An 18,848-nucleotide genomic window follows, 5' to 3' on the forward strand; every position below is an offset into this window, starting at 1 on the left:
CCAAAGTTGACGATGAAAATTATCGGTTATGGCCCTAATGCAAAAATCATCTTCGCCTTACAAGGGATTACCCTAAATACTATTTTTAATAGAGATGGCTGACGCGCAGTAAGCTGAAACGTTATCCATCAGCCAGTAAAGAAGCTCCGACGGTATGGCCCCGCTCCCGAATCTGATCCAGGCATAACTGGTTGCCTATTCTGGCAAACGGCCGGTTTTTCGGCAAATCCAGCAGGTGTCATCCAATCCCGTGCAAAATGGAGCCGACATTGGCTATAAGATATGCACCACGCCTCCATGTTGCGCCGTGCATACAAGCAACTAATTTATTGCAATAATTCTGTCGACAGCCTTAAGCGTTTTTTCCCGATGTGCAATAATAACTCTTGTAATATTGAGCTTTTTAACTTCTCCATTTACAAACCGCTCACTATTACTATCAAGAGAGCTTGTCGCCTCATCCATGAACAGAATAGAAGGCTTTTTATAAAGTGCGCGGGCAATAAAAACTCGCTGCTTTTGCCCACCTGACAGTCCTTCACCCAGTTCTCCAATTAGCGTGTCATAACCCATAGGCATTTTCATAATCACATCGTGAATATAGCTGGTTCTGGCGCACTCTATCATCCAGCTTTCATCTACATTCTCTACAAATCCGCAGATATTTTCACGTATTGAACCAGAGAATAACCTGTCGTCCTGCATGATACAGGCAATCATTTTATGATAGTTATTTATTCCCGTCTGACGGATATCAATCCCATTAACGATTACCTTACCGGTATCAGGTTCAAGCAGCCCGCATAATATTTTCATCAATGTGGTCTTGCCCGAACCAGAGTTACCTGTTATCGCTACACTTTCGCCTGGTGAAATTGAAAACGACAGGCTGCTGAATATCGCAGCTGACTGACTATCGTAGCTGTAGCTGATATCTGATATTTCCAGCGATACCGGATTCATAGTCGCGATATAGTCGATATCCGCTTTTTTTTCTTCCCGTTGATGTAAAGCGATATCCGCAATACGTTCATTATGCAGACTCATGATGCGCAGTTGCAGGAGAAAGTTTGTTAGTGAAGCAATCCTGTCGGAAAACTGGCCACGAAACGCACCAAATGCTACAAACATACCTATGGTCATTTGGTTATCGATAACAAGCCCAGCGCCCAGCCATAAAATAGCAATCTGATCGCATGTAGCTACAAACGTATTTACTCCGCCAAAAAGGAGATCCATCTTATTTAATTTGATACCAGAATTTATCGCATCAATTTTCAAATTCAGCCAGTGTGTTCCGCGCCTTTCCGTCATTCCCTGTATTTTGACCGTGGCTATACCATACAATGTCTCCATAAAATAGGAGCTGGCACGCGCACCTCTGACAAGCGTTTCTTCTGAAACCTGACGGTAATGACCATAGGTCAATAGCCGAATAATAACATAGACCGCAGTAAAACCCAGTACAAACCAGGTTAACCAACCACCATATAGCGCCATCATTATCAGGACACTGACGACCATAATACTGTCTATGATGGCGCCAACAACGCTGGTCGTAAAGGTAGAACGTAGCGTATCCAGCGAGCCAAAACGAGAATTAATATCACCCAGCCTGCGCCTTTCAAAATAAGTTAAAGGAAGCCTTAACAAATGATTAAACAGGCCAGACTGCCATTGCACATTAATAAAAGTCCCCATAACCAGTGAAGACCAGGCTCGAACAATGCCCGTTGCCGCTCGCAGAAATATAAAGAACATTAATCCGAAACAAATCAAAGTTAATAATCCTTTATCGCTTGCCGGAATAGCATGATCCATCACCAGCTGCGTACCTATCGGCATCACCAGATTGATGGCCTCAATAATTACTGACAGGAAAAATATTTTTGCCAGCATACTTTTAATGCCATAAATACTACTAATCAGCGTACGCAGGCTCAGGCGATTCTTAACCGTTTGTTCTGTAAATTCACTGCCGGGCCAGACTTCCAGCGCGACACCGGTAAAGTGTTGCGACATTTCTTCAAGCCCGATATGCCTTCGTCCTCTGGCAGGATCGTGCAGAATAAAACGGTTGCGTTTCACGCTGACCAGCACGACAAAGTGGTTAAAATCCCAGTGAAGTATGCAGGGCATTTTCAGCGCGCCCAGCTCGCTTAGGGCCAATGACAGAGGACGGGTCGCCATCCCCAGCTGTTCTGCAATACCGTTGAGACCAGCAAGATTGGCACCGCGCGTCGATAAATTGAACCGCTGTCGCAACGATATCAAATCAATGTTTTTGCCGTAGTGTCCGCATACCATCGCCAAACAGGCGAGTCCACATTCTGAAGTCTCTGTCTGATGAATAACCGGAACTCGCCGTTGCCACCGCAAATCCAGTTGATTCACAATCTTTTTAAAAGCAGTGCTACTCATCTACCTGTCCTGTGGCGCTGTGCTTCATGTCATAGAGTGGTGAAAGCATCCACTGGTAAATTTTTCTTTTTTCCAGAAATAATGTGCTTTGCGCTTTCATACCATTTTCCAAAGGCAGAAATTTCCCGTCATAAGTAATAATCTGCTTTTCAGGTTTAACGATTACCTTATACCAGGGGCCAGAGGTGCCTGATGAATATCCAGGAGATCCCTGATAAGTGAGCATCTCTTTTGCTGTGGCTGGCGTCCTGGTGATGGTCGTCACCGTTGCGGAAAACTGGCCGAATTTTTCTGCCGGAAAAGCCTCATAACGGATATTAACTTTATCTCCCGGTGAAATATAAGGTACAGCATCATTAGGCACCCAAATAATGAGATAATAATGATCAATGACCTGAGGGAGAAGCTGTAGCAGACTGTCCCCAGCATTTACCATTTGCCCTGGCGTGACGCTCATTGAATCTATTTTCCCGTCAGAAAGAGCACGAATAACGATTTCTTCGCCCTCGTCGGTGTCAACCAACTCTTTTTGTAAGTCGAATTGCTGTAGTTCCATCTGATAAATGCGATTATCAAATTCTGCCGCCTGCGTCTGAACCTGGCTTGCAAGATTGGTTACCTGTAACGCATTTTGTTCATTCTGCCCGCTCAGGTTAAGAAGATTATTTTGCTGCTGATAATACAGTGCCACCTGATTAGTCAACTGATCTTTGGTGATCAGTCCTTTTGATTGGTATTTCCGGTAGTTCTCCATATTACCTTTCATGATATTTATGCCCTCTTCAGCTCGTCTGATAATATCTGATGAGCGTCGGAATGCATCACTGTATTGCATATGTTGTTGTTCTAACATAGCCAGTGTGACTTTTTTATTTTCTTTCAGGTGGGAGATAATATTCCTTACGCGAACCAGCTGGCTTTCAATATCCCTCCGACGATTTTCACTGACGACGCCGCCTGGCGTGCTTTTGCTAACGTCCAGTTGATAAACAGGGTCACCTTTTTTTATGATATCCCCTTCATGGACAAACTGCTTCACCACGATCCCTTGTACGCTGGAGTAAATATTAATTGCCCGTGGCCAGGTAGTAATTTCTCCGCTGACATTAACTCGACGCGTATAGGTTCCTTCTGTAATAAATACCAGAAAAGCCACCATGAAAGTGACAGAGACTAATATAACCAACCAGAGCGGAATGCCCGGCAATAAGATCGCACGCCCATGCCATTGCATTTTCCTGTTTTCTATTGCTTCCTTACGAAACAAATTTTCTTCCTCGGAATGTTTCGACTCTAATTTTCTTCCTACGGCTTAACCAGCGCACTGGTTCTTCACCCCAAGGTCGTAGTTGGGAAAAACGCTCAATAGCCTTGCGGCCAAAACCGGGTTTGCAGCAAAAATCGAGGATCCAAACCCTGCCGTCTTCATTCCATTCAGAAGGGTGCAGTCGGAATTTTGGATCGTCAAGCAATCTCTTTTCCGTATCTGCAGCCAGGTATGCCCAGGTGATATAGGCCAGTGGAAAACCCTGCACGTCGAAAAGAAATTTTATTTGGTGGTGCTGTATCGCGTATTCGGTCCAGAGCTGAATAGTTAAAACCGGATAGAGGCTGTAATTACGGTTATGGAGCATACAGCTAACGGCAAAACCAATCTGTTCCTGGGCTGACCATGTATCCTGGCCATCTACGGTTTCCTGTATATACAATGTCATTGTTTTCTCGCCTGGTGCCCGTGAATGGCTAATGCGCTACTGCCTAATACGTCGTTAGCAAATGTCTGCATTTTGATCCCCATTGCGACGAATGCCTGCCTCAGAGACACAACATCTTTTTCATGCGTTTTTAGCAGATGCGCTATTTCTTCAAACATTTGCACTTTGCCTAAACAGGCTCGGGGCAGCAGTTTTTGTCGCGCGCTCTGCTCCATTTCTTTTATCATTGTGGCGTTATCAACTCCCTGCTCATGGCAAGTGCTGGTCAGCCAGCCTATGGCGTCGGTATAACTTCGCAACAGTTCCGGAAAGCGGTTATCCTCCTCCAGGTCATTATCATGTAAACCTCTTTGTCCCTGGCAGCGCTGGATTAAACCTGTAACAATGTTTTCCAGTGAAAATCTATTCTTTTCAACGCGATACGGCATGTTGCCAAGCCTGGCAATAAATGCCACAAAGTTTTTAACTAAAGGTTTTAGCGTTTCAGGCACTGGTTTCTGTAAGGGAATGGTTATACCCAACAATTCCAAATAGCCACGGTAGCAAGCGTCCTGGAAAGCCTGTTGAAAGACGTCTTCTGTCTGCTGACGGGCAGTCACCGTGAATCCCGGATCGAACAGATATTTACCTGCGTACAGGCAAAGATTGGATAGCCCCTTTTGCAACGTTGCTGGCTCTTTCATCAGCGCCATAAGCCTGAGATGGTATTCAAAGCTATCGCTACTTTCGTCCGGGAACAGACAGTTCAGGCCATTAAAATCCAGCAGCTTGCCGTCCATTGAGATATTGGATGGCGACGTCGTTAACCTCAAAAAACGTGTCCGGCAAAATGCCATTTGCCGTGCCTGGCGTCTGGCAAGCTCACATAATCCTTCGATGCAGTAACGCTGCGGATCGCGATAAGCCCGCTCGCTAAAGCCATCTGGCGGCATCGGCAAACTTATCGGCAACTGGCGGATGACAGAACTCACCCGTCGGGCATCATGCAATAGTTGCCCGGCATAGTCAGGCTGCGGCCGAAAATAGGGTGCCCGTTCGAAATGAGCCGGACGCACTACAGGCTCACGGATCAGCAGCGCCCGCCGCGAAGAGCCTGCCGCAAGTTCACCGGCGTTGGCAATATCATTGTCGATAAGTAAAACTGCGCGCGTTTGCACCGCGCCATAAGGGAGAATTTGCCCCAGCACTTCGCTCCATAAAGCTTCATAAAGCGCATGAACGGCGCTCAATGTACCATTTGAGTGACGTTCGTCTGAGCCCTTACCCACCAAGGGATTAGCCCCCATTCCTTTCACCTGATAATGCCCGTCAAAACCGCAGCGGGCACCGCCGCCGTTGCGCTGAATGCCGCTACCGCCATAACGCTCCGCATAAAACTTTTTGGTCGCAGCGGAACGGGCTGGATCGATCAGATAGCTACAGGCGTTGCGTAGTGCTTCTGGATCTTCAACGTCCGCAGCGCACCACAGCAACGAGGATGACACTTGTTGGGCATAAAAAGGCACCAGATTTTCTGCCAGGCCTGAAAGCAAAGAGGAATGACTCATTTGCTGGCATTCTCCAACGTGTTTTGATGATATGCGTTTTGCTTCTTTTTAGGCGGGTAATTTCCAACGCGCTTAAATAGGGTCATAAGATACATAATAAGCAGCGGGTATTTTATTGAGCATTTTCTTATCCAAAAAGAAATAGCAGAAGATAAAAAGGGTACAGAATTTATAATAAAGAGCCTTTAGACACTACAGGAACAAAATTAAATTTTTTTTAAAGTTATCAAAGCGTCAGTATTGCGTCAATGATTACGCTAGTGCCAGCTAATGATAATTTCATTTAATATAATTTAACTGCGTTATTTTTTAGGGCCATGTATACATAAACTACCCGAGCATAATTTAGCCAGACAAAAATAGACTGCGGTATCATTTTTATTACCTCTCAATCCCGCCGGGAAAATAGCGACCAATTAAAAGGTAAGGTTTGTAGAACTTATAATCACGAACAGATGAAACTAATTTTTTATTGCTTACTGTAAAGATAGCGTTATTATACTTTACAAAAATGTACAATCAGACAACATCAAAGGAGAATAAAATGCGCAATTTAAGTATTGAAGAAATGCAGTTAGCCAGCGGGGCTGCGGATATTGTGGGCGCTGCTCAGACTATCGGTTCTGCCGTTGGTGGCACCGCTGGCGCCTATGCAGGAGCAGAAGAAGGAGCCTTAATCGGTGCCGGCATGGGCGGGCCTGCCGGTGCCATTATTGGTAGCGGTGTAGGTGCAGGCGTTGGTTACTTTGGCGGTGATGCCATTGGCTCGGCTATCTCTGCCGGTTACGATGCCGTCGGTAGCTATTTTGGCGGCGATTCAGCCTCTTCTTCATCGTCTTCAGGCGCTTAACCTGTTTTACCTGCGGGCGGCTGCTCTGTATTGAAAGGAAATTAGTAAGTGAATACTCGCTATACGCTTCATCGACTGAGCCTGCTTGACCAGTGGCGTTTTGACCGTTTTCGCCTGCTCTTTTGCATCGCCGTCGTGCTTATTTTTTCCGCCGTGATTTACTGGGTTCTGCCTTTGTTTGGTCATGGCAATGTACAGAACGGTTTTGTCGGAATGTTGTGCGGACTTTCCGTTAATTTCTGGCTGACTTGTATAGGCCGCCTGCGTATTGATTCTGTCGATTATGTGGACAAGCTGGCAGTAATCCTGGAGCGTTACAAATATAAAAAAAATGGTTTGGGCTATTACGACATCCCGGCGCATCGCTATATGAAATTTAAATCTCAGCGGATTTATCTCAACAGAAAAAACGAAACCCTGGTGATTACCGGTCCCTATAACATCCTGAAGAAAGTTATTAAGCAGCTTAATGCCGGCGCACCTTCTGAAGATGCGACTAAATAGTCTCAATCTGAGGCGTACCTGACAGACAAAACGCTGATCATTATTTCTTGTAGAGAAGGGTTTTCCCATGCGCGTTCTTTTTATCGGCCCTCCTTTATATGGCCTGCTATTTCCCGTGCTATCTCTGGCTCAGGGATTTCGCGCTAACGGACATGAAGTGCTAATCGCCAGCGCCGGAAAGTTTGCACAGAAGGCTGCCGAAGCAGGTCTGGTGACGTTTGATGCTGCGCCAAATCTTGATTCCGAATCCGAATACCGACGTCAGGAAGAGAAACGAAAAAAAAGCAATAAAACAGGAAACTTCTCTTTTTACAGTGACCAAATGGCCGACCGGCTTATAGAGCTGGCTGGCAAATGGCGGCCCGACCTGATCGTCTATCCTCCGCTTGGCGTGGTCGGCCCCCTGATCGCGGCCAAATACCGTATTCCTGTTGTGATGCAGTCGGTGGGTTTCGCCCATACGTCATGGCATATAAAAATGGTGACGCAATCGTTGGCCGATGCCTATGCTCGTCATGGCGTTACTGCACCGCCGCGCGATCTTGCCTGGATTGATGTTACACCGCCGAGCATGAGCATCCTGAAAAATGAAGGCGAACCCGTCATTTCTATGCAGTACGTTCCCTATAATGGGGGCGCCGTCTGGCAAAAATGGTGGGAGAGAACCCCGACACGAAAGCGTTTGTTGGTTAGTCTTGGCACCGTTAAACCCATGGTCGATGGCCTGGATTTAATTTCGTGGGTCATGGACTCGGCAGATGACGTGGATGCTGACATTATTCTTCAGCTGGCGGCCAATGCACGCGTTGGCCTACGTCAGCTTCCGCCAAATGTAAGACTGGTCGACTGGATCCCGATGGGCGTATTTCTCAACGGCGCAGATGGATTTATTCATCACGGCGGCGCAGGCAACACCCTGACAGCCTTACGCAGCGGCATCCCTCAGATAGTGTTTGGCGAAGGTGCCGATCGACCTGTTAACGCCAGAGCTGTTGTTGAGCGAGGCTGTGGGATCATACCCGGTAAAAATGGCATCACAAGCGAAGGGATCAATACCTTTTTGGGCAATAAAGCATTGCGCGAAGCTTCGGCACAGGTTGCCGTGGAAATGGCTGCACAAGCCAGCCCTTCAGACGTTGCAAAAGAGCTTGTTACAAGGCTAAGCGGTTAATCATCGTCAGCTGCGCTATTTGATCCTTACGCCAACAGATAATAACTATGGCCAGTCAGGCTTTTGGCTGGACTCTATACTGCAAAAACAGCTTCGATTTCATTAACGCAAATGAATGTTAGCAACGTTTGCTTTTAACGCTTTGTTGTCTGTTCATGCCTCGGGCTTAGTTCTTATTCTCATCAGTGCCTGTTCAACTTTCTCCGCATTCTGCTCCGGTATAACTTCTTTATTAGCTATGCCGGTTTGGTCACCTGACGCTGTGCGGTATGTCTGAACATAATGTTCTGACCGGCAGCTACAGCAATAAATTTATCTTGCTGGGGTATGTGATAAAGATTTGTCGATCCGGAGGGACGAAGTCGATGCTGATAAAGAAGCCATTTGATGAAAAAAGGGTTGCGTAAGCGCAGAAATATCACAGGCGATACGCTCACCGGTTACACATTCGGCTAATCATTTTAACGCCGCCATCCTTACCTGAGTTTATTATATCGCGAAGGCCAGATGCGCTCCGGCTCGGTGTCCAGGGCTATGGCAATCAGCCTCTCCCCTTTTGGCCAATGGCGGTTCAGCGCATTGGCCAGCGTGGACGAGGCCAGCCCAGCCTCGCGGGAAACGGCAGACAGCGTCGTGCCTCTCTTCTTCAGCTCGGCAATGATATCTGCCGGGTGCCAGTCCTTATCGGTTATCTCTGTCATCCTTGTCAGCTTCCATCAGACGTTGCTTGTTGAGTATCACTAAACAACTACGATGTTAAGTAATGCTAAACAGTAAGTCAATGTATGATTGTTGATGGTGTTACTGATGATCCCAGCTCGTTTGAAAGCCGCCCGTCTCCATGCTCGTCTGACTCAGGAAAAGCTGGGCGTTCTGGCAGGCATTGAAGAGGAAACGGCGCGCTCGCGCGTTTCGCAATACGAAGGCGGGATCCATCGTCCAACGTTTGAAACGATGTGCGCCTTTGCAAAAGTGCTCAACGTGCCGGAATGCTATTTTTATACGATTGATGACGCCTTCGCCGAGACGATTTTAGCGCTCTGGCACCAGAGACAACGTCCCGCCTGACGCCGCTTTAACAGTGGCCCTGTCGCTTTTCAGACAATCGCCAGCCCTGCGGTCGCTCCCCTTATTTCACAAGCTGTACGCCTGTTCCGATGTCTTTTCCTCTGTCGCCAGAAGCAAAAAAACCATCGTCAGGCTTGATCGTTTCCCGTAAATGATAATACTGTGTTTATATACAGCTTATTTCGGGATAACCCCATGAATTTACTTCGTCCGGTCGAAGTCCGCGCGCTTCTGCGGCTGCCGCTCTTTATGAGCCGCGTGCCCTGCGGCTCACCTGCCAGCGCGCACGACCATGTTGAACAACGTCTGGACTTAAACGATCTGCTGGTGCAGCGGCCGGAGAGCACCTATTACATTCGCGTCAGCGGCGACTCAATGAAGGATGCCGGGATCGATGACGGTGACCTGCTGGTGGTCGATAACGGTATTGCCGCCGATCACGGCGATATCGTGGTCGCGGCGGTAAACGGCGAGTTCACGGTAAAAAAGCTGCAGCTGCGCCCGGACGTGCGGCTACTGGCGATGAACAAGGCCTGGCCGCCGATAGTGCTGGCGGAAGAAGAGCAGCTGGATATTTTTGGCGTGGTGACCTTCACCATTAAGGCGATGGAGTAAGCCATGTTGAAAAATCGGGTTTACCGCGCCTGCGCCTCTGACGTTCAGACTTCGCCGCCGCATCAGGTTAAGTTTTTGTTCAGTCGGCTGCACGAGCTGGTGCCGACTAATAATGATCTGAGTGGTGAGAAACGTTAGTTAATTTGATGCTTTTCAGGTCAGCAGCTCTGGAGTGTTGTTTGGTCTGCTATGAGCGAAATATAGACTTTCATACCCTGGAACTTACGCTATTAGGTGATTCAGGGTATACGCTTGCTGGTTACGAATATTGAGCGTCGCGTTTCGTATGATCGATAAATGCTCAGTGCGTTGATTCCAAATTTCTTCTGACAGAGTAATAGCTCTATCTGAGCTGATTATATTTTCAGCATATACATTACATATCATCTTCTTTACTGAATCGTCTAAAGTTAATGCTGCAAATATTAAGAACAGGATTTTATTATGAAATGTTTTCGCATCAACAGCTTTGGTAGTCTGGACGCCCTTAATATGCGTATTGAAGACGAGCCGAAACCATCCCGAAGAGAAGTGCTGGTCAAAGTCAGAGCCTGTAGCCTTAACTACCGCGATCTCTCAATGCTCTTTGGCAAAGGAACGCTTTCTCCACGCAAAGGCCTCATTCCGCTATCTGACGGGGCCGGTGAAATCGTCGAGACAGGTGATGATGTGAGCCGATTCCGTAAAGGAGACAGAGTCGCAGGCATATTTTTCCCTAACTGGCAGGCTGGCGCCTTAACTCAGGATACTGGAAGAGGGGCATGGGGACTGGAAGAGGATGGATGGCTGACTCAGTATAAAGTTATCAGTGAGGAGGCGCTGGTCTCCATTCCGCAGCATCTCTCTTTTGAAGAGGCTTCCACCTTGCCTTGTGCGGCAGTGACTGCGTGGAACAGCCTGATGAAACCGCGACAGCTTAAAGCAGGCCAGACGGTTCTTATACAGGGCACCGGCGGAGTATCGTTGTTCGCAGTGCAATTTGCAAAGCTACTGGGCGTAAAAGTGATTGCCCTGACCTCAACTCAGGAGAAAGAGCAGCTACTCCGTGAGCAGGGCGCTGACCATATAATTAATTACACACAGCATTGCGACTGGTATCAGCAGGTCAGAGAATTGACGGAAGGCAGAGGTGTGGATCGTATTGTAGAAGTTGGGGGGCCAGGAACCATAGCTCACTCCATAAAATCCTGTACGAAGGGTGGCGAAATTATTCTGCTTGGCTTTGCTTCCGGGGGTAACAGCATGCTGAACTTTATGGATATCTATGCAAGTGGTGCAGTGCTTATGCCAATGAGTGTGGGCTCGCGTGAAGACTTTGAAGACATGAACAGAGCTATCTCTCAGGCACAACTTCATCCTTTAATTAGTAGGACTTTTACGTTTGACGATGCGGTAGAAGCCTGGCGCTTTATGCAGGGGAAAAAACACACGGGCAAAATTGTTATTACTCTTCAATAGATTAAAATAGCGGCAGGATTTAAGCGTGCTGTGTAGATGATTCAGAGCCGGTATGGTTTGAACAGATCAGTCACTATGGCCGTAAACGCTGTAAAATAAAGGGGCCTGAGTTGGCCCCTGTTAAACTGTTTTAATTATTGAAAGAGTTTTCGCGAGCCGCAGTCCGTCGTGATGCCAGGATCCCCAGATGGCTCACCAGGGCCAGTGCTGCTACTGTGCCAGCGAAATAAGGCAGGTTGCTGGCGTGGATGCCGTAAGAAATCAGTAACCCACCGCAGATAGTCCCTACCGCACCGCCTAAATAATTGCTGGAACTGTTCAGCGCTACCACAGCTGCGCCGTGCTCCGGCTGCATTCTGAGCAAACTGTGCTGTTGAGGAGCAAGCGATGACCAACCTGTAGCTCCCCAGAGGATGAAAGAGAGAAAGGCGAACGCCGGCCCATACTGAGAAGTAATCGGTATGCTCAACAGCGACAGGGCCATAATCAGCAAAATGAAGACCAGTAAAATGGCGGGTTTTTTACACCAGTCGATCACATGGCCCACACTGAAGCTTGCTATCATCCCGCCAATGCCCCACGCCCATAAGTAAGGCGTAATAGCATTCACATCAGAGACTTCCTTAAGCACGGGCGCAATGAAAGTATAAAGGCCAAGACTGGCGAGTGCCGTCAGAAAGGTGACACCAACGGTTGCAGCTACCTGACGATTGCCTAACATCTTAAAGCGAGCCGATAACGAAGGCGGTGTTGAAACGGTGATATCAGGAAAGCCCGCTACCACGCCAATCAGCCCAACGACACCAATAACGGTTACCAGCCACAAGGTGCTTTGCCATCCAAAGTGGGACGAGAGGATTAGCCCCAAAGGCACGCCAATTACCGTTCCGGTGCTCATGCCGCCCAGGATCATGCTCAGCGCGCGGCCCTTACGTTCCGGACTAACCAGGGCCGCCGCCGCCGCCGCTGCAACCGGTGAGAAAAGCCCCGCCCCTGTTCCTGCAATCGCCCGAAAGAATAATAAAGTATGCAGGTCGGGACTTAATGCGCTGCCGATATTCGCAACGGAAAAAATCACTAACGCGACACTAAGAATTTTACGAACAGATTTTCCGGCCAGAAGGGCGGAAAACAGAGGGGCGGCAACAGCATAACAAAGCGTAAACGCAGTGACGGTCTGGGCATTTTGAGCTTCACTAGTGCCATAGGTGAGTCCGATTGCCGGCAGTATACCGGCGATGACATACGCATCCAGACCTAAAGCGAACATTCCTATGGATAAGAAAATAATCTTTTTCATATAACCTTCAAACAATGGTGAAACCGCCTAGCCTAATTGCTCAAGGCTGCCATCTTCAGTGAACAATTCCCTTTCATCTTTAAGGACATAGTTTGCCGGGCCAAGTCGGCGCACTTTATGCTCAATCGTGTTAAGCAGCCTCTGTAATCTGAGCGAAGTATCGAGATCGGCAAAAGCGTGTTCAGGCGGTAAGTTATTCAGAAGATAATGAATGACTTCCCGCACCTGCTTCCTGAGCTTCTGAATTGTTTTTAACGCCTGTTCAGACTCATCGAAAGAGGTGGTAAATGCCTGAATCAATTCGTCACCCTGCTTTGTGTGCTTCCATAGCCTGAGATGGTCATTGTCCCACTCAGGCGTATCAAACGTCAGCCGGGCATACACCAGCTCTTTTTCTGGCGATGAAAAGATAAAATCGAGCGTACGCTGACGAATTATATTGGTAAAGCTGCTATAGCCGGTGATAAGGGCTTCTCCAAGCCGGGCAGTAACTGACACGCTATCAAGGATGTTATCGCCAGATATGGAAAAGTTAGATTCTGTCCCAATAGCGGCATCAAGCTCCAGATGCTCATTTATGCCCGCCACCCATTCCACCAGATCAAGAGAGTGAATAATTTCACTGGGTACGCCACAGGTAGTTCTGTGGTCGTGTATCCTGTCTTTTCCCCAAATGAAGTTTGCCCGTAGCAGAGTGAGGCTGTTATCGCGAATATAATTTTTTAAATAGTCGGTGGCTTCAGAATACCTTTCAACCATATCCATACAGAATCCAAGCGTATTGACGAGCGCCTGCCGGATGCGATGAAGATCGTCTGCCGAATTAACCAGCGGTTTCTCACAGATAATAAAACCGCTATAGCCCTCCAGCTGGAAAAGGACTTCAGCATGATTTCCATCTGAGACCGCCACAACAATAACATCCGGGAGGTGCTGCTTAAGCGCTTGTTCAATATTAGAATAGTAAGTGAACGGCAGATCTTTCTTACTTACTGCGACATAAGCATAGTTAAATTCAGTCGCCCTGAATTCCCCTTCTAAGGACTGAAAAGCGTTGATATACCTTTTCCCGGCATAGCCGGGACCAATAATAAGAACATTTAACGCGGCCATTTTTCCTCACAGTATTTTGATCAGAAGATCTTCACCTGAATTTTTGAATCCAAGTTTTCTGTACAGCGCATCACCTGCTGGCGTTGTTTGCAGCACTACCTTTCCTGCATCCCTGGCGCTAAACCATGAAAATAAAGCAGAAAGAAGAAGGCTGGCGAGGCCATTACCTCGCCATTCTGGCGCCACTACCACAGACTGAATCCATCCCTGCACGCCGTTCAAAATGCCAGGCATGGGCGCTCGTTCATCCAGAATGCCCGTTGCGCAGGCAATTATGTTGTCCGCTTCGTCATGTATAACCACAACCCTCACATTACCTGTGGGTTCATTAAGCTTCTGAAGAAGCCACTTTTGGTAGTGCAGCTGCCACGCTAAGTCTTCCTCGGATGAGGTCGCAGAATAGTGGGCGTCGCCGTCGCTGAGGAGCAGCTTCCGAAGACGAATTAACCCTTCAATATCCGCTGTTCCGGCTGTCACGCATTTCGCGCTGAGGGGGGGGCTGGTTTCCAAAACTTTCATGCGACAGTATTTAACTCCTGAGGTGATTTTTGAATAAAAGGCACGTCCATTATGCGGAACACTTCTTCCAGAGCATCTGCCAGAGCGTAGATTTGTGCTTCAGAATGGCCTGGCGTCACGTTTACTCGAAATCTTTCTGTGCCAACCGGTACGCTAGGAAAGTTGATAGGCTGAAGATAAATGCCTTTTTTCTCAAGAAGGTAACGTGCCGATTTTTTACATTTATCCGCACTTCCTATTAGTACTGGCAGGATGTGAGTGGTACTGATCGGCATTACCGGGATGTTTTTTTTCAGAAGGAGTTTCCTGAGCAGCGCTGTTTTCTTATGCAGCTCATCTCGCTCTGCGTTCGAGCTCTTCAGGTGCTGAATGCTCGTATAGCAGGCGGCAGTGATTGCCGGCGGTAATGAAGTTGTAAATATAAACCCAGAGGCAAAAGAGCGGATAGCGTCGATAATCAGCGCGCTTGCAGTAATATAACCACCGATAACGCCGATAGCTTTCGCCATTGTTCCCTGGATAATATCTATCTGGTCGGCTATACCAAGACCGGCAGCAATACCCGCCCCGTTGGGGCCATACATGCCTATGGCATGAACTTCATCAATATAGGTCAGCGCGTTATATTTTTTTGAAAGCGCGACAATTTCTTTAACTGGCGCGATGTCACCGTCCATTGAGTAAACGGATTCGAATATAACGATTTTAGGACGGTCAACAGGCTGCTCTGAAAGTAGTCTTTCCAGATCTTTAACATCATTGTGACGGAATATTTTTCGCTCAATAACAGTACTGCGGATACCATTGATTATTGATGCATGATTCGAAGCATCGGAAAAGACAACGCAGTCATCGAAGAGTCTGAGCAAGCACTGAATGGTGGCATCATTTGAGCTGTAGCCAGTAGGAAATACCAGGGCCGCTTCTTTACCATGCCAGTCAGCAATAGCGTTTTCTAGTTTTTCAAAATAGGAGTGCGTACCGCCAATGTTTCTGGAACCACCCGATCCCGCGCCATACTGTTCAATTGCTTGATGCATGGACTCAATAACTTGGGGATTTTGTGACATATTTAAATAGTCATTACTGCACCAGACTACCACTTTTTTCTGGTCATCATCGCCGGTATAGGCTTCCGGATACGAACCCTTAATCCGGTTGATGGTTTGAAACGTGCGATACTGTCCGCTAGCCTTAAGATCAGAAATCCTTGATTCAATAAATTCACTGTATTTCAATGAGTTAATCATTTTCTTGCGGCCTACTTTAACGTTAAATGTAAAGTTATGTTTAAGAGGTCGACAATGATAACTAAGTTAATCTAATGATTCATTGCTTGTTTGTAACTTAATGTTGCGTTTTTGTTATAAGACGATGTGTTAGGCTTGGCAGGACTTATATATAACTAAAGCTTATTTAAAAAGGCTGTTTTGTGAACAATTTTATTAGAAAACTCACGGAGCTGATTAAAAAACACACTTCCCTGTAATAGGCGACTTCTCTTTTTGAGATAAACCTCATGCTTGAGGATAAGTATTAATGATGAACTACTTGAGCTGATACACACAGGACTTCAGGTGGTAGCCATGCCGCTCGGCGATAGCAGGCTGGCCGGTGTTTACAGGCGGTGATTGACGCTGCTGGCTGTTCAGTAAAGGCATTATTAGCTCGCCATTCGGGGATGCAATGGTATCTCCCGGTCTCCGTCTTTTAGACAGCTTATCGCTGAAGCGCAGGCGCTATTAAAGGAAGGCAGAATATCATCGACTCCTCTAACGTCTAATACCTGAGAGGTTATTGGTGCCATTAAGGTACATAATATAAACGAAGCCATAATCTGATGGCTGTCATTCTTTGCTCTGATTATAACCAAGATAGTGTTAAGTGAGTATCCAGTTCAAAACAGCGGAGCTGCATCTGGTCGGAATGTCCGCTTCGGCAAAAGCGGACATTCAGTCCGGTTGAGCCTCCCTACCTGAGGCGATTGAGTCTGGCGAGCAGTGCGCAGCCAGGCCTGAATGCCGCTGAGAGTGACACTGATGTCAAACATCTCAGCGCGCCCGGCGTAGCCGGTTACAGGCATATACAGCGCTGCCGAACTATACCTTCCTCTGAACGGCTTAAACTAACTCCCAGCAAAAAATGAGCTACGGTAAACCCTTTTAACTACGGTGAACGGGCTTTACGGCGCTTGCGACGTTAAGTCCTGGCGTCTGCAGCTTACTGCTAACGCCAGGGGAAATATATCTCCCAGCGACAGCCATAGCACTTAACACGTTAGCCGCTAACTTAAGTAAGCAACCGATACAAAACACATAATAAAAGTTAGTAGGTAAATACTTCTTAAAATCATTGGCTTATTAATAACTAATTGTTAGTTTCATTCAGATACAATGATTGCTATCTCTGCGCCTGCAACGGCGGCTTTTGCATTATCGATCGTTACCGACCTGCCGTAGCGGGCAGCCGCGTGCTGATTGATGTGGCAGGCCGCTGCGAATGGGCGCGTATCGGAAATAATCCACAACGAATCGTCACCGATTGCGGGCAAACGATTGAGGGTAATCAGCTACAGGAAGCGATCATACTGGGGGTAGTAATCCGCGAGGTGGTGCCCACCTACCCATTTAATCACTCTGACATAAGCTTAATTGGCAACGATTAGGAAAATTCGTAAATCTCTGTTGCTGAATAAAAGAAATGTGGTATTTTTATTCATACAAAGGGATATGAAGAGGATATTCAGAGGGAACATGAACAATTCTTATGTTATCAATAATGCTATAAAGTTTAGCCCGGCTGATAATAAGCTATTTTTTTTAAACGGTACAGCTGATGCCATTACTCTTAACCACCCGGCCAGCCTGTGTTTTCTTGAATTAATAAGAAAACAGGGTGAGATAATCACTCAGCAGGATTTTATGAATGAGATATGGCATAAAAATGGAAAATATGTAACAGCCAATACTTACTATCAAAATATTTGCCTGCTACGTAAATGTTTAAAAAAAACCGGGCTGGACGAGAACACTATTGTCACGGTGCCCCGTAAAGGACTGATGCTGCCACGATCCGTTGAAATCAAAATCCTGCCCGTAGCTTCAGCAGACCCGCTTAATCATATGGAAGGCAGGCTGGCGGCCTGCAGCCAGCCTGAACCTACCGTCGGAACCGCCCCGACTGAAGTCGCTTCGCCGGGCATTAAGCCCGCGGCAGAACAAGCTTTCTCCGATTCGCCAGGAGTTAAGCCATGTGCATTGATACAAGGAACGCAGAGAAAAAAAGCAATGCTGAAGTTCCCCCATGCAGGCTGGAAACGATATAAAACATCTTTCTTATTCACGCTTTTATTCTTTTTTGATTTTATTATAACCATCAAAGTTTTCCCTTAAACACCTACCATAAATATTAATTAACAGTTCCGGATGGATTTTATCCATTCGGATCAAAAAGCACAAAACACCATAAGAAGAAGGAAAGCTTCACACTCTTTAATACGTGGATGGGCGGCCATCTTTTCTGCTGTTGCATATAGCAGATAAGAAGGAAGATCGGCGAACGCCGTTCTGAAAAAAATCTCCTGTGAATAAGATATAATTCAACAGCCCTGCTGTAGACTTCACTATCTTGTTACTATAAGAATAGCGATAGGCCAGACCACTTCAGGCGCCTGCTTCACTTATTTTTATCATTAAATGGCGCGATGGATCTTAAACAGTGGACTGAGCAGCAATGACTTTGACAGGTGCAGGAGGCATCAGTGATAACTATGGGAAAAAATCTTATCGGTAAAAAAAATGGCGTGATCTTCATTATCAATGAAGAGATCACGTTTGATCCTGATAAATGCATTATAAGGAATATCATGCATAACCAGGAAATCAGGCTGAATATGCCTGCCAGCCGTTGTCTTACTCTGCTGTTAATGAATCCGCATTCCGTGATATCCAGGGAGCATTTCCTTGAAGAGGTTTGGCAAAAAAACGGCGTTGTCGTCTCACAAAACACTTATTACCAGAACATATCAATATTGCGCAAAACTTTAAAGCAGGCCGGATTAAGTGGTGAATTTATTGTTACCGTTCCTCATAAGGGGCTAACCTTATGCCAGAACATTACGATAACACACCAAAAAATCAGAGAAACGGGTCCGGAGAATGATGTTATTAAAATGTCATACAATAAAATCCATAATATGAAAATAGCACCACAAGCGGAGAAAAAGGAGAGCTCCCGGAAGGCCCTTCCTTTTTTTAATCGAGGGGAAATCCGATTTTTTTTCACGGACGGAGATGAATGCAGGCACATCTTCTCGATGATCCTTATCGCTTTGATAATCTCTGTCATCATAACATTGATTAACAGTTATGCTGTAAATGCCAAAGGGATCACCCCCACCACGAAAGAGCAAAAAAGCGAATTAGCTTTTTGTTTTGCAAAACAAAACACCGACTGTTCTGAAATTGTTTTAATGAACAGAAGGTTCTCTCTTTCACAAAATCACGCTGTGATTCACAAGTCCCCCAACCTTAGTCTGTTCAGATGAATCTCATCAACAACATAAATT

At 46.6% G+C, this 18,848-nt stretch carries 18 protein-coding genes; 9 read left to right on the plus strand and 9 right to left on the minus strand.

Going from position 1 to position 18,848, the window contains the following annotated elements; all coding sequences use genetic code 11:
* Nucleotides 1–321 precede the first annotated feature (321 nt).
* The 4 genes from QZH36_RS12180 to QZH36_RS12195 are packed head-to-tail and all read right to left on the minus strand — an operon-like array spanning nt 322 to nt 5,683.
* The gene (locus QZH36_RS12180; RefSeq protein ID WP_301730317.1) at nt 322–2,421 is read right to left on the minus strand and encodes a peptidase domain-containing ABC transporter; all 2,100 of its coding nucleotides are present in this window, start codon (nt 2,419–2,421) and stop codon (nt 322–324) included.
* The gene (locus tag QZH36_RS12185) at nt 2,414–3,688 is read right to left on the minus strand and encodes an HlyD family secretion protein (RefSeq protein ID WP_253455960.1); all 1,275 of its coding nucleotides are present in this window, start codon (nt 3,686–3,688) and stop codon (nt 2,414–2,416) included. Before QZH36_RS12185 ends, QZH36_RS12180 begins: the two co-directional genes overlap by 8 nt.
* Nucleotides 3,678–4,136, minus strand: a complete 459-nt coding sequence (locus QZH36_RS12190) for a toxin-activating lysine-acyltransferase (protein WP_253455963.1) — start codon at nt 4,134–4,136, stop codon at nt 3,678–3,680. Before QZH36_RS12190 ends, QZH36_RS12185 begins: the two co-directional genes overlap by 11 nt.
* On the minus strand, nt 4,133–5,683 hold the full coding sequence (locus QZH36_RS12195) for an MchC protein (RefSeq protein ID WP_301730318.1): 1,551 nt from the start codon (nt 5,681–5,683) through the stop codon (nt 4,133–4,135). The genes QZH36_RS12190 and QZH36_RS12195 overlap by 4 nt, the downstream gene beginning before the upstream one ends.
* Before the next feature lie 544 nt (nt 5,684–6,227).
* On the opposite strand from QZH36_RS12195, the gene QZH36_RS12200 reads away from it, so the two are divergent.
* The 3 genes from QZH36_RS12200 to QZH36_RS12210 all read left to right on the plus strand — a co-directional run bounded on the left by QZH36_RS12200 (nt 6,228) and on the right by QZH36_RS12210 (nt 8,208).
* Nucleotides 6,228–6,533: a hypothetical protein gene (locus tag QZH36_RS12200; protein ID WP_253455969.1), complete on the plus strand. Its 306-nt coding sequence runs from the start codon at nt 6,228–6,230 to the stop codon at nt 6,531–6,533.
* 48 nt (nt 6,534–6,581) lie between these two features.
* Nucleotides 6,582–7,037 carry a hypothetical protein gene (locus tag QZH36_RS12205; RefSeq protein WP_253455971.1) on the plus strand — a complete coding sequence of 152 codons (456 nt, stop codon included), beginning with the start codon at nt 6,582–6,584 and terminating at the stop codon, nt 7,035–7,037.
* A 67-nt stretch (nt 7,038–7,104) separates the two neighbouring features.
* Entirely contained in the window at nt 7,105–8,208 is a 1,104-nt protein-coding gene (locus QZH36_RS12210; protein ID WP_253455974.1) for a glycosyltransferase, read from the plus strand.
* A gap of 476 nt (nt 8,209–8,684) precedes the next feature.
* Here QZH36_RS12210 and QZH36_RS12215 read toward each other — a convergent pair whose 3' ends face one another.
* Complete coding sequence (locus tag QZH36_RS12215) at nt 8,685–8,900, minus strand: helix-turn-helix domain-containing protein (RefSeq protein WP_301730373.1); 216 nt, start codon at nt 8,898–8,900, stop codon at nt 8,685–8,687.
* Between the two features lie 115 nt (nt 8,901–9,015).
* Between QZH36_RS12215 and QZH36_RS12220 the strand changes: the two genes are divergently transcribed.
* From QZH36_RS12220 to QZH36_RS12235, 4 genes are all read left to right on the plus strand, one after another.
* Complete coding sequence (locus QZH36_RS12220; protein WP_253455977.1) at nt 9,016–9,276, plus strand: helix-turn-helix domain-containing protein; 261 nt, start codon at nt 9,016–9,018, stop codon at nt 9,274–9,276.
* Between the two features lie 195 nt (nt 9,277–9,471).
* Complete coding sequence (gene umuD / locus QZH36_RS12225; protein WP_253455981.1) at nt 9,472–9,891, plus strand: translesion error-prone DNA polymerase V autoproteolytic subunit; 420 nt, start codon at nt 9,472–9,474, stop codon at nt 9,889–9,891.
* A gap of 3 nt (nt 9,892–9,894) precedes the next feature.
* Nucleotides 9,895–10,029, plus strand: a complete 135-nt coding sequence (locus QZH36_RS12230; RefSeq protein WP_301253274.1) for a hypothetical protein — start codon at nt 9,895–9,897, stop codon at nt 10,027–10,029.
* A 306-nt stretch (nt 10,030–10,335) separates the two neighbouring features.
* On the plus strand, nt 10,336–11,349 hold the full coding sequence (locus QZH36_RS12235) for a zinc-dependent alcohol dehydrogenase family protein (RefSeq protein WP_301253272.1): 1,014 nt from the start codon (nt 10,336–10,338) through the stop codon (nt 11,347–11,349).
* A 130-nt stretch (nt 11,350–11,479) separates the two neighbouring features.
* On the opposite strand, the gene QZH36_RS12240 is transcribed toward QZH36_RS12235, so the two are convergent.
* From QZH36_RS12240 to hemA, 4 genes are read right to left on the minus strand one after another with little or no spacing between them, the layout of a single operon-like run.
* The gene (locus QZH36_RS12240; RefSeq protein WP_301253271.1) at nt 11,480–12,664 is read right to left on the minus strand and encodes an MFS transporter; all 1,185 of its coding nucleotides are present in this window, start codon (nt 12,662–12,664) and stop codon (nt 11,480–11,482) included.
* A 12-nt stretch (nt 12,665–12,676) separates the two neighbouring features.
* The gene (locus tag QZH36_RS12245; protein ID WP_301253270.1) at nt 12,677–13,762 is read right to left on the minus strand and encodes a Gfo/Idh/MocA family protein; all 1,086 of its coding nucleotides are present in this window, start codon (nt 13,760–13,762) and stop codon (nt 12,677–12,679) included.
* A 6-nt stretch (nt 13,763–13,768) separates the two neighbouring features.
* The gene (locus tag QZH36_RS12250) at nt 13,769–14,281 is read right to left on the minus strand and encodes a GNAT family N-acetyltransferase (protein ID WP_301253268.1); all 513 of its coding nucleotides are present in this window, start codon (nt 14,279–14,281) and stop codon (nt 13,769–13,771) included.
* Nucleotides 14,278–15,531 carry a 5-aminolevulinate synthase gene (gene hemA, locus QZH36_RS12255; RefSeq protein ID WP_301730320.1) on the minus strand — a complete coding sequence of 418 codons (1,254 nt, stop codon included), beginning with the start codon at nt 15,529–15,531 and terminating at the stop codon, nt 14,278–14,280. Before hemA ends, QZH36_RS12250 begins: the two co-directional genes overlap by 4 nt.
* Before the next feature lie 1,503 nt (nt 15,532–17,034).
* Here hemA and QZH36_RS12260 point away from each other — a divergent pair.
* Both QZH36_RS12260 and QZH36_RS12265 read left to right on the plus strand, forming a co-directional pair.
* Nucleotides 17,035–17,673: a transcriptional regulator gene (locus tag QZH36_RS12260; protein ID WP_301730321.1), complete on the plus strand. Its 639-nt coding sequence runs from the start codon at nt 17,035–17,037 to the stop codon at nt 17,671–17,673.
* Between the two features lie 377 nt (nt 17,674–18,050).
* Nucleotides 18,051–18,827 carry a transcriptional regulator gene (locus QZH36_RS12265; protein WP_301730374.1) on the plus strand — a complete coding sequence of 259 codons (777 nt, stop codon included), beginning with the start codon at nt 18,051–18,053 and terminating at the stop codon, nt 18,825–18,827.
* Nucleotides 18,828–18,848: the final 21 nt, after the last annotated feature.

The organism is Erwinia wuhanensis (genome assembly GCF_030484085.1).
GTDB lineage: Bacteria > Pseudomonadota > Gammaproteobacteria > Enterobacterales > Enterobacteriaceae > Erwinia > Erwinia aeris.

Coding starts and splice junctions, on each gene's coding strand:
- QZH36_RS12260 (WP_301730321.1), top strand. CDS start 17,035: ATGAACAATTCTTATGTTATCAATAATGCTATAAAGTTTAGCCCGGCT.
- QZH36_RS12265 (WP_301730374.1), top strand. CDS start 18,051: ATGGGAAAAAATCTTATCGGTAAAAAAAATGGCGTGATCTTCATTATC.
- hemA (WP_301730320.1), bottom strand. CDS start 15,531: ATGATTAACTCATTGAAATACAGTGAATTTATTGAATCAAGGATTTCT.
- QZH36_RS12200 (WP_253455969.1), top strand. CDS start 6,228: ATGCGCAATTTAAGTATTGAAGAAATGCAGTTAGCCAGCGGGGCTGCG.
- QZH36_RS12210 (WP_253455974.1), top strand. CDS start 7,105: ATGCGCGTTCTTTTTATCGGCCCTCCTTTATATGGCCTGCTATTTCCC.
- QZH36_RS12235 (WP_301253272.1), top strand. CDS start 10,336: ATGAAATGTTTTCGCATCAACAGCTTTGGTAGTCTGGACGCCCTTAAT.
- QZH36_RS12195 (WP_301730318.1), bottom strand. CDS start 5,683: ATGAGTCATTCCTCTTTGCTTTCAGGCCTGGCAGAAAATCTGGTGCCT.
- umuD (WP_253455981.1), top strand. CDS start 9,472: ATGAATTTACTTCGTCCGGTCGAAGTCCGCGCGCTTCTGCGGCTGCCG.
- QZH36_RS12190 (WP_253455963.1), bottom strand. CDS start 4,136: ATGACATTGTATATACAGGAAACCGTAGATGGCCAGGATACATGGTCA.
- QZH36_RS12230 (WP_301253274.1), top strand. CDS start 9,895: ATGTTGAAAAATCGGGTTTACCGCGCCTGCGCCTCTGACGTTCAGACT.
- QZH36_RS12250 (WP_301253268.1), bottom strand. CDS start 14,281: ATGAAAGTTTTGGAAACCAGCCCCCCCCTCAGCGCGAAATGCGTGACA.
- QZH36_RS12220 (WP_253455977.1), top strand. CDS start 9,016: ATGATCCCAGCTCGTTTGAAAGCCGCCCGTCTCCATGCTCGTCTGACT.
- QZH36_RS12180 (WP_301730317.1), bottom strand. CDS start 2,421: ATGAGTAGCACTGCTTTTAAAAAGATTGTGAATCAACTGGATTTGCGG.
- QZH36_RS12245 (WP_301253270.1), bottom strand. CDS start 13,762: ATGGCCGCGTTAAATGTTCTTATTATTGGTCCCGGCTATGCCGGGAAA.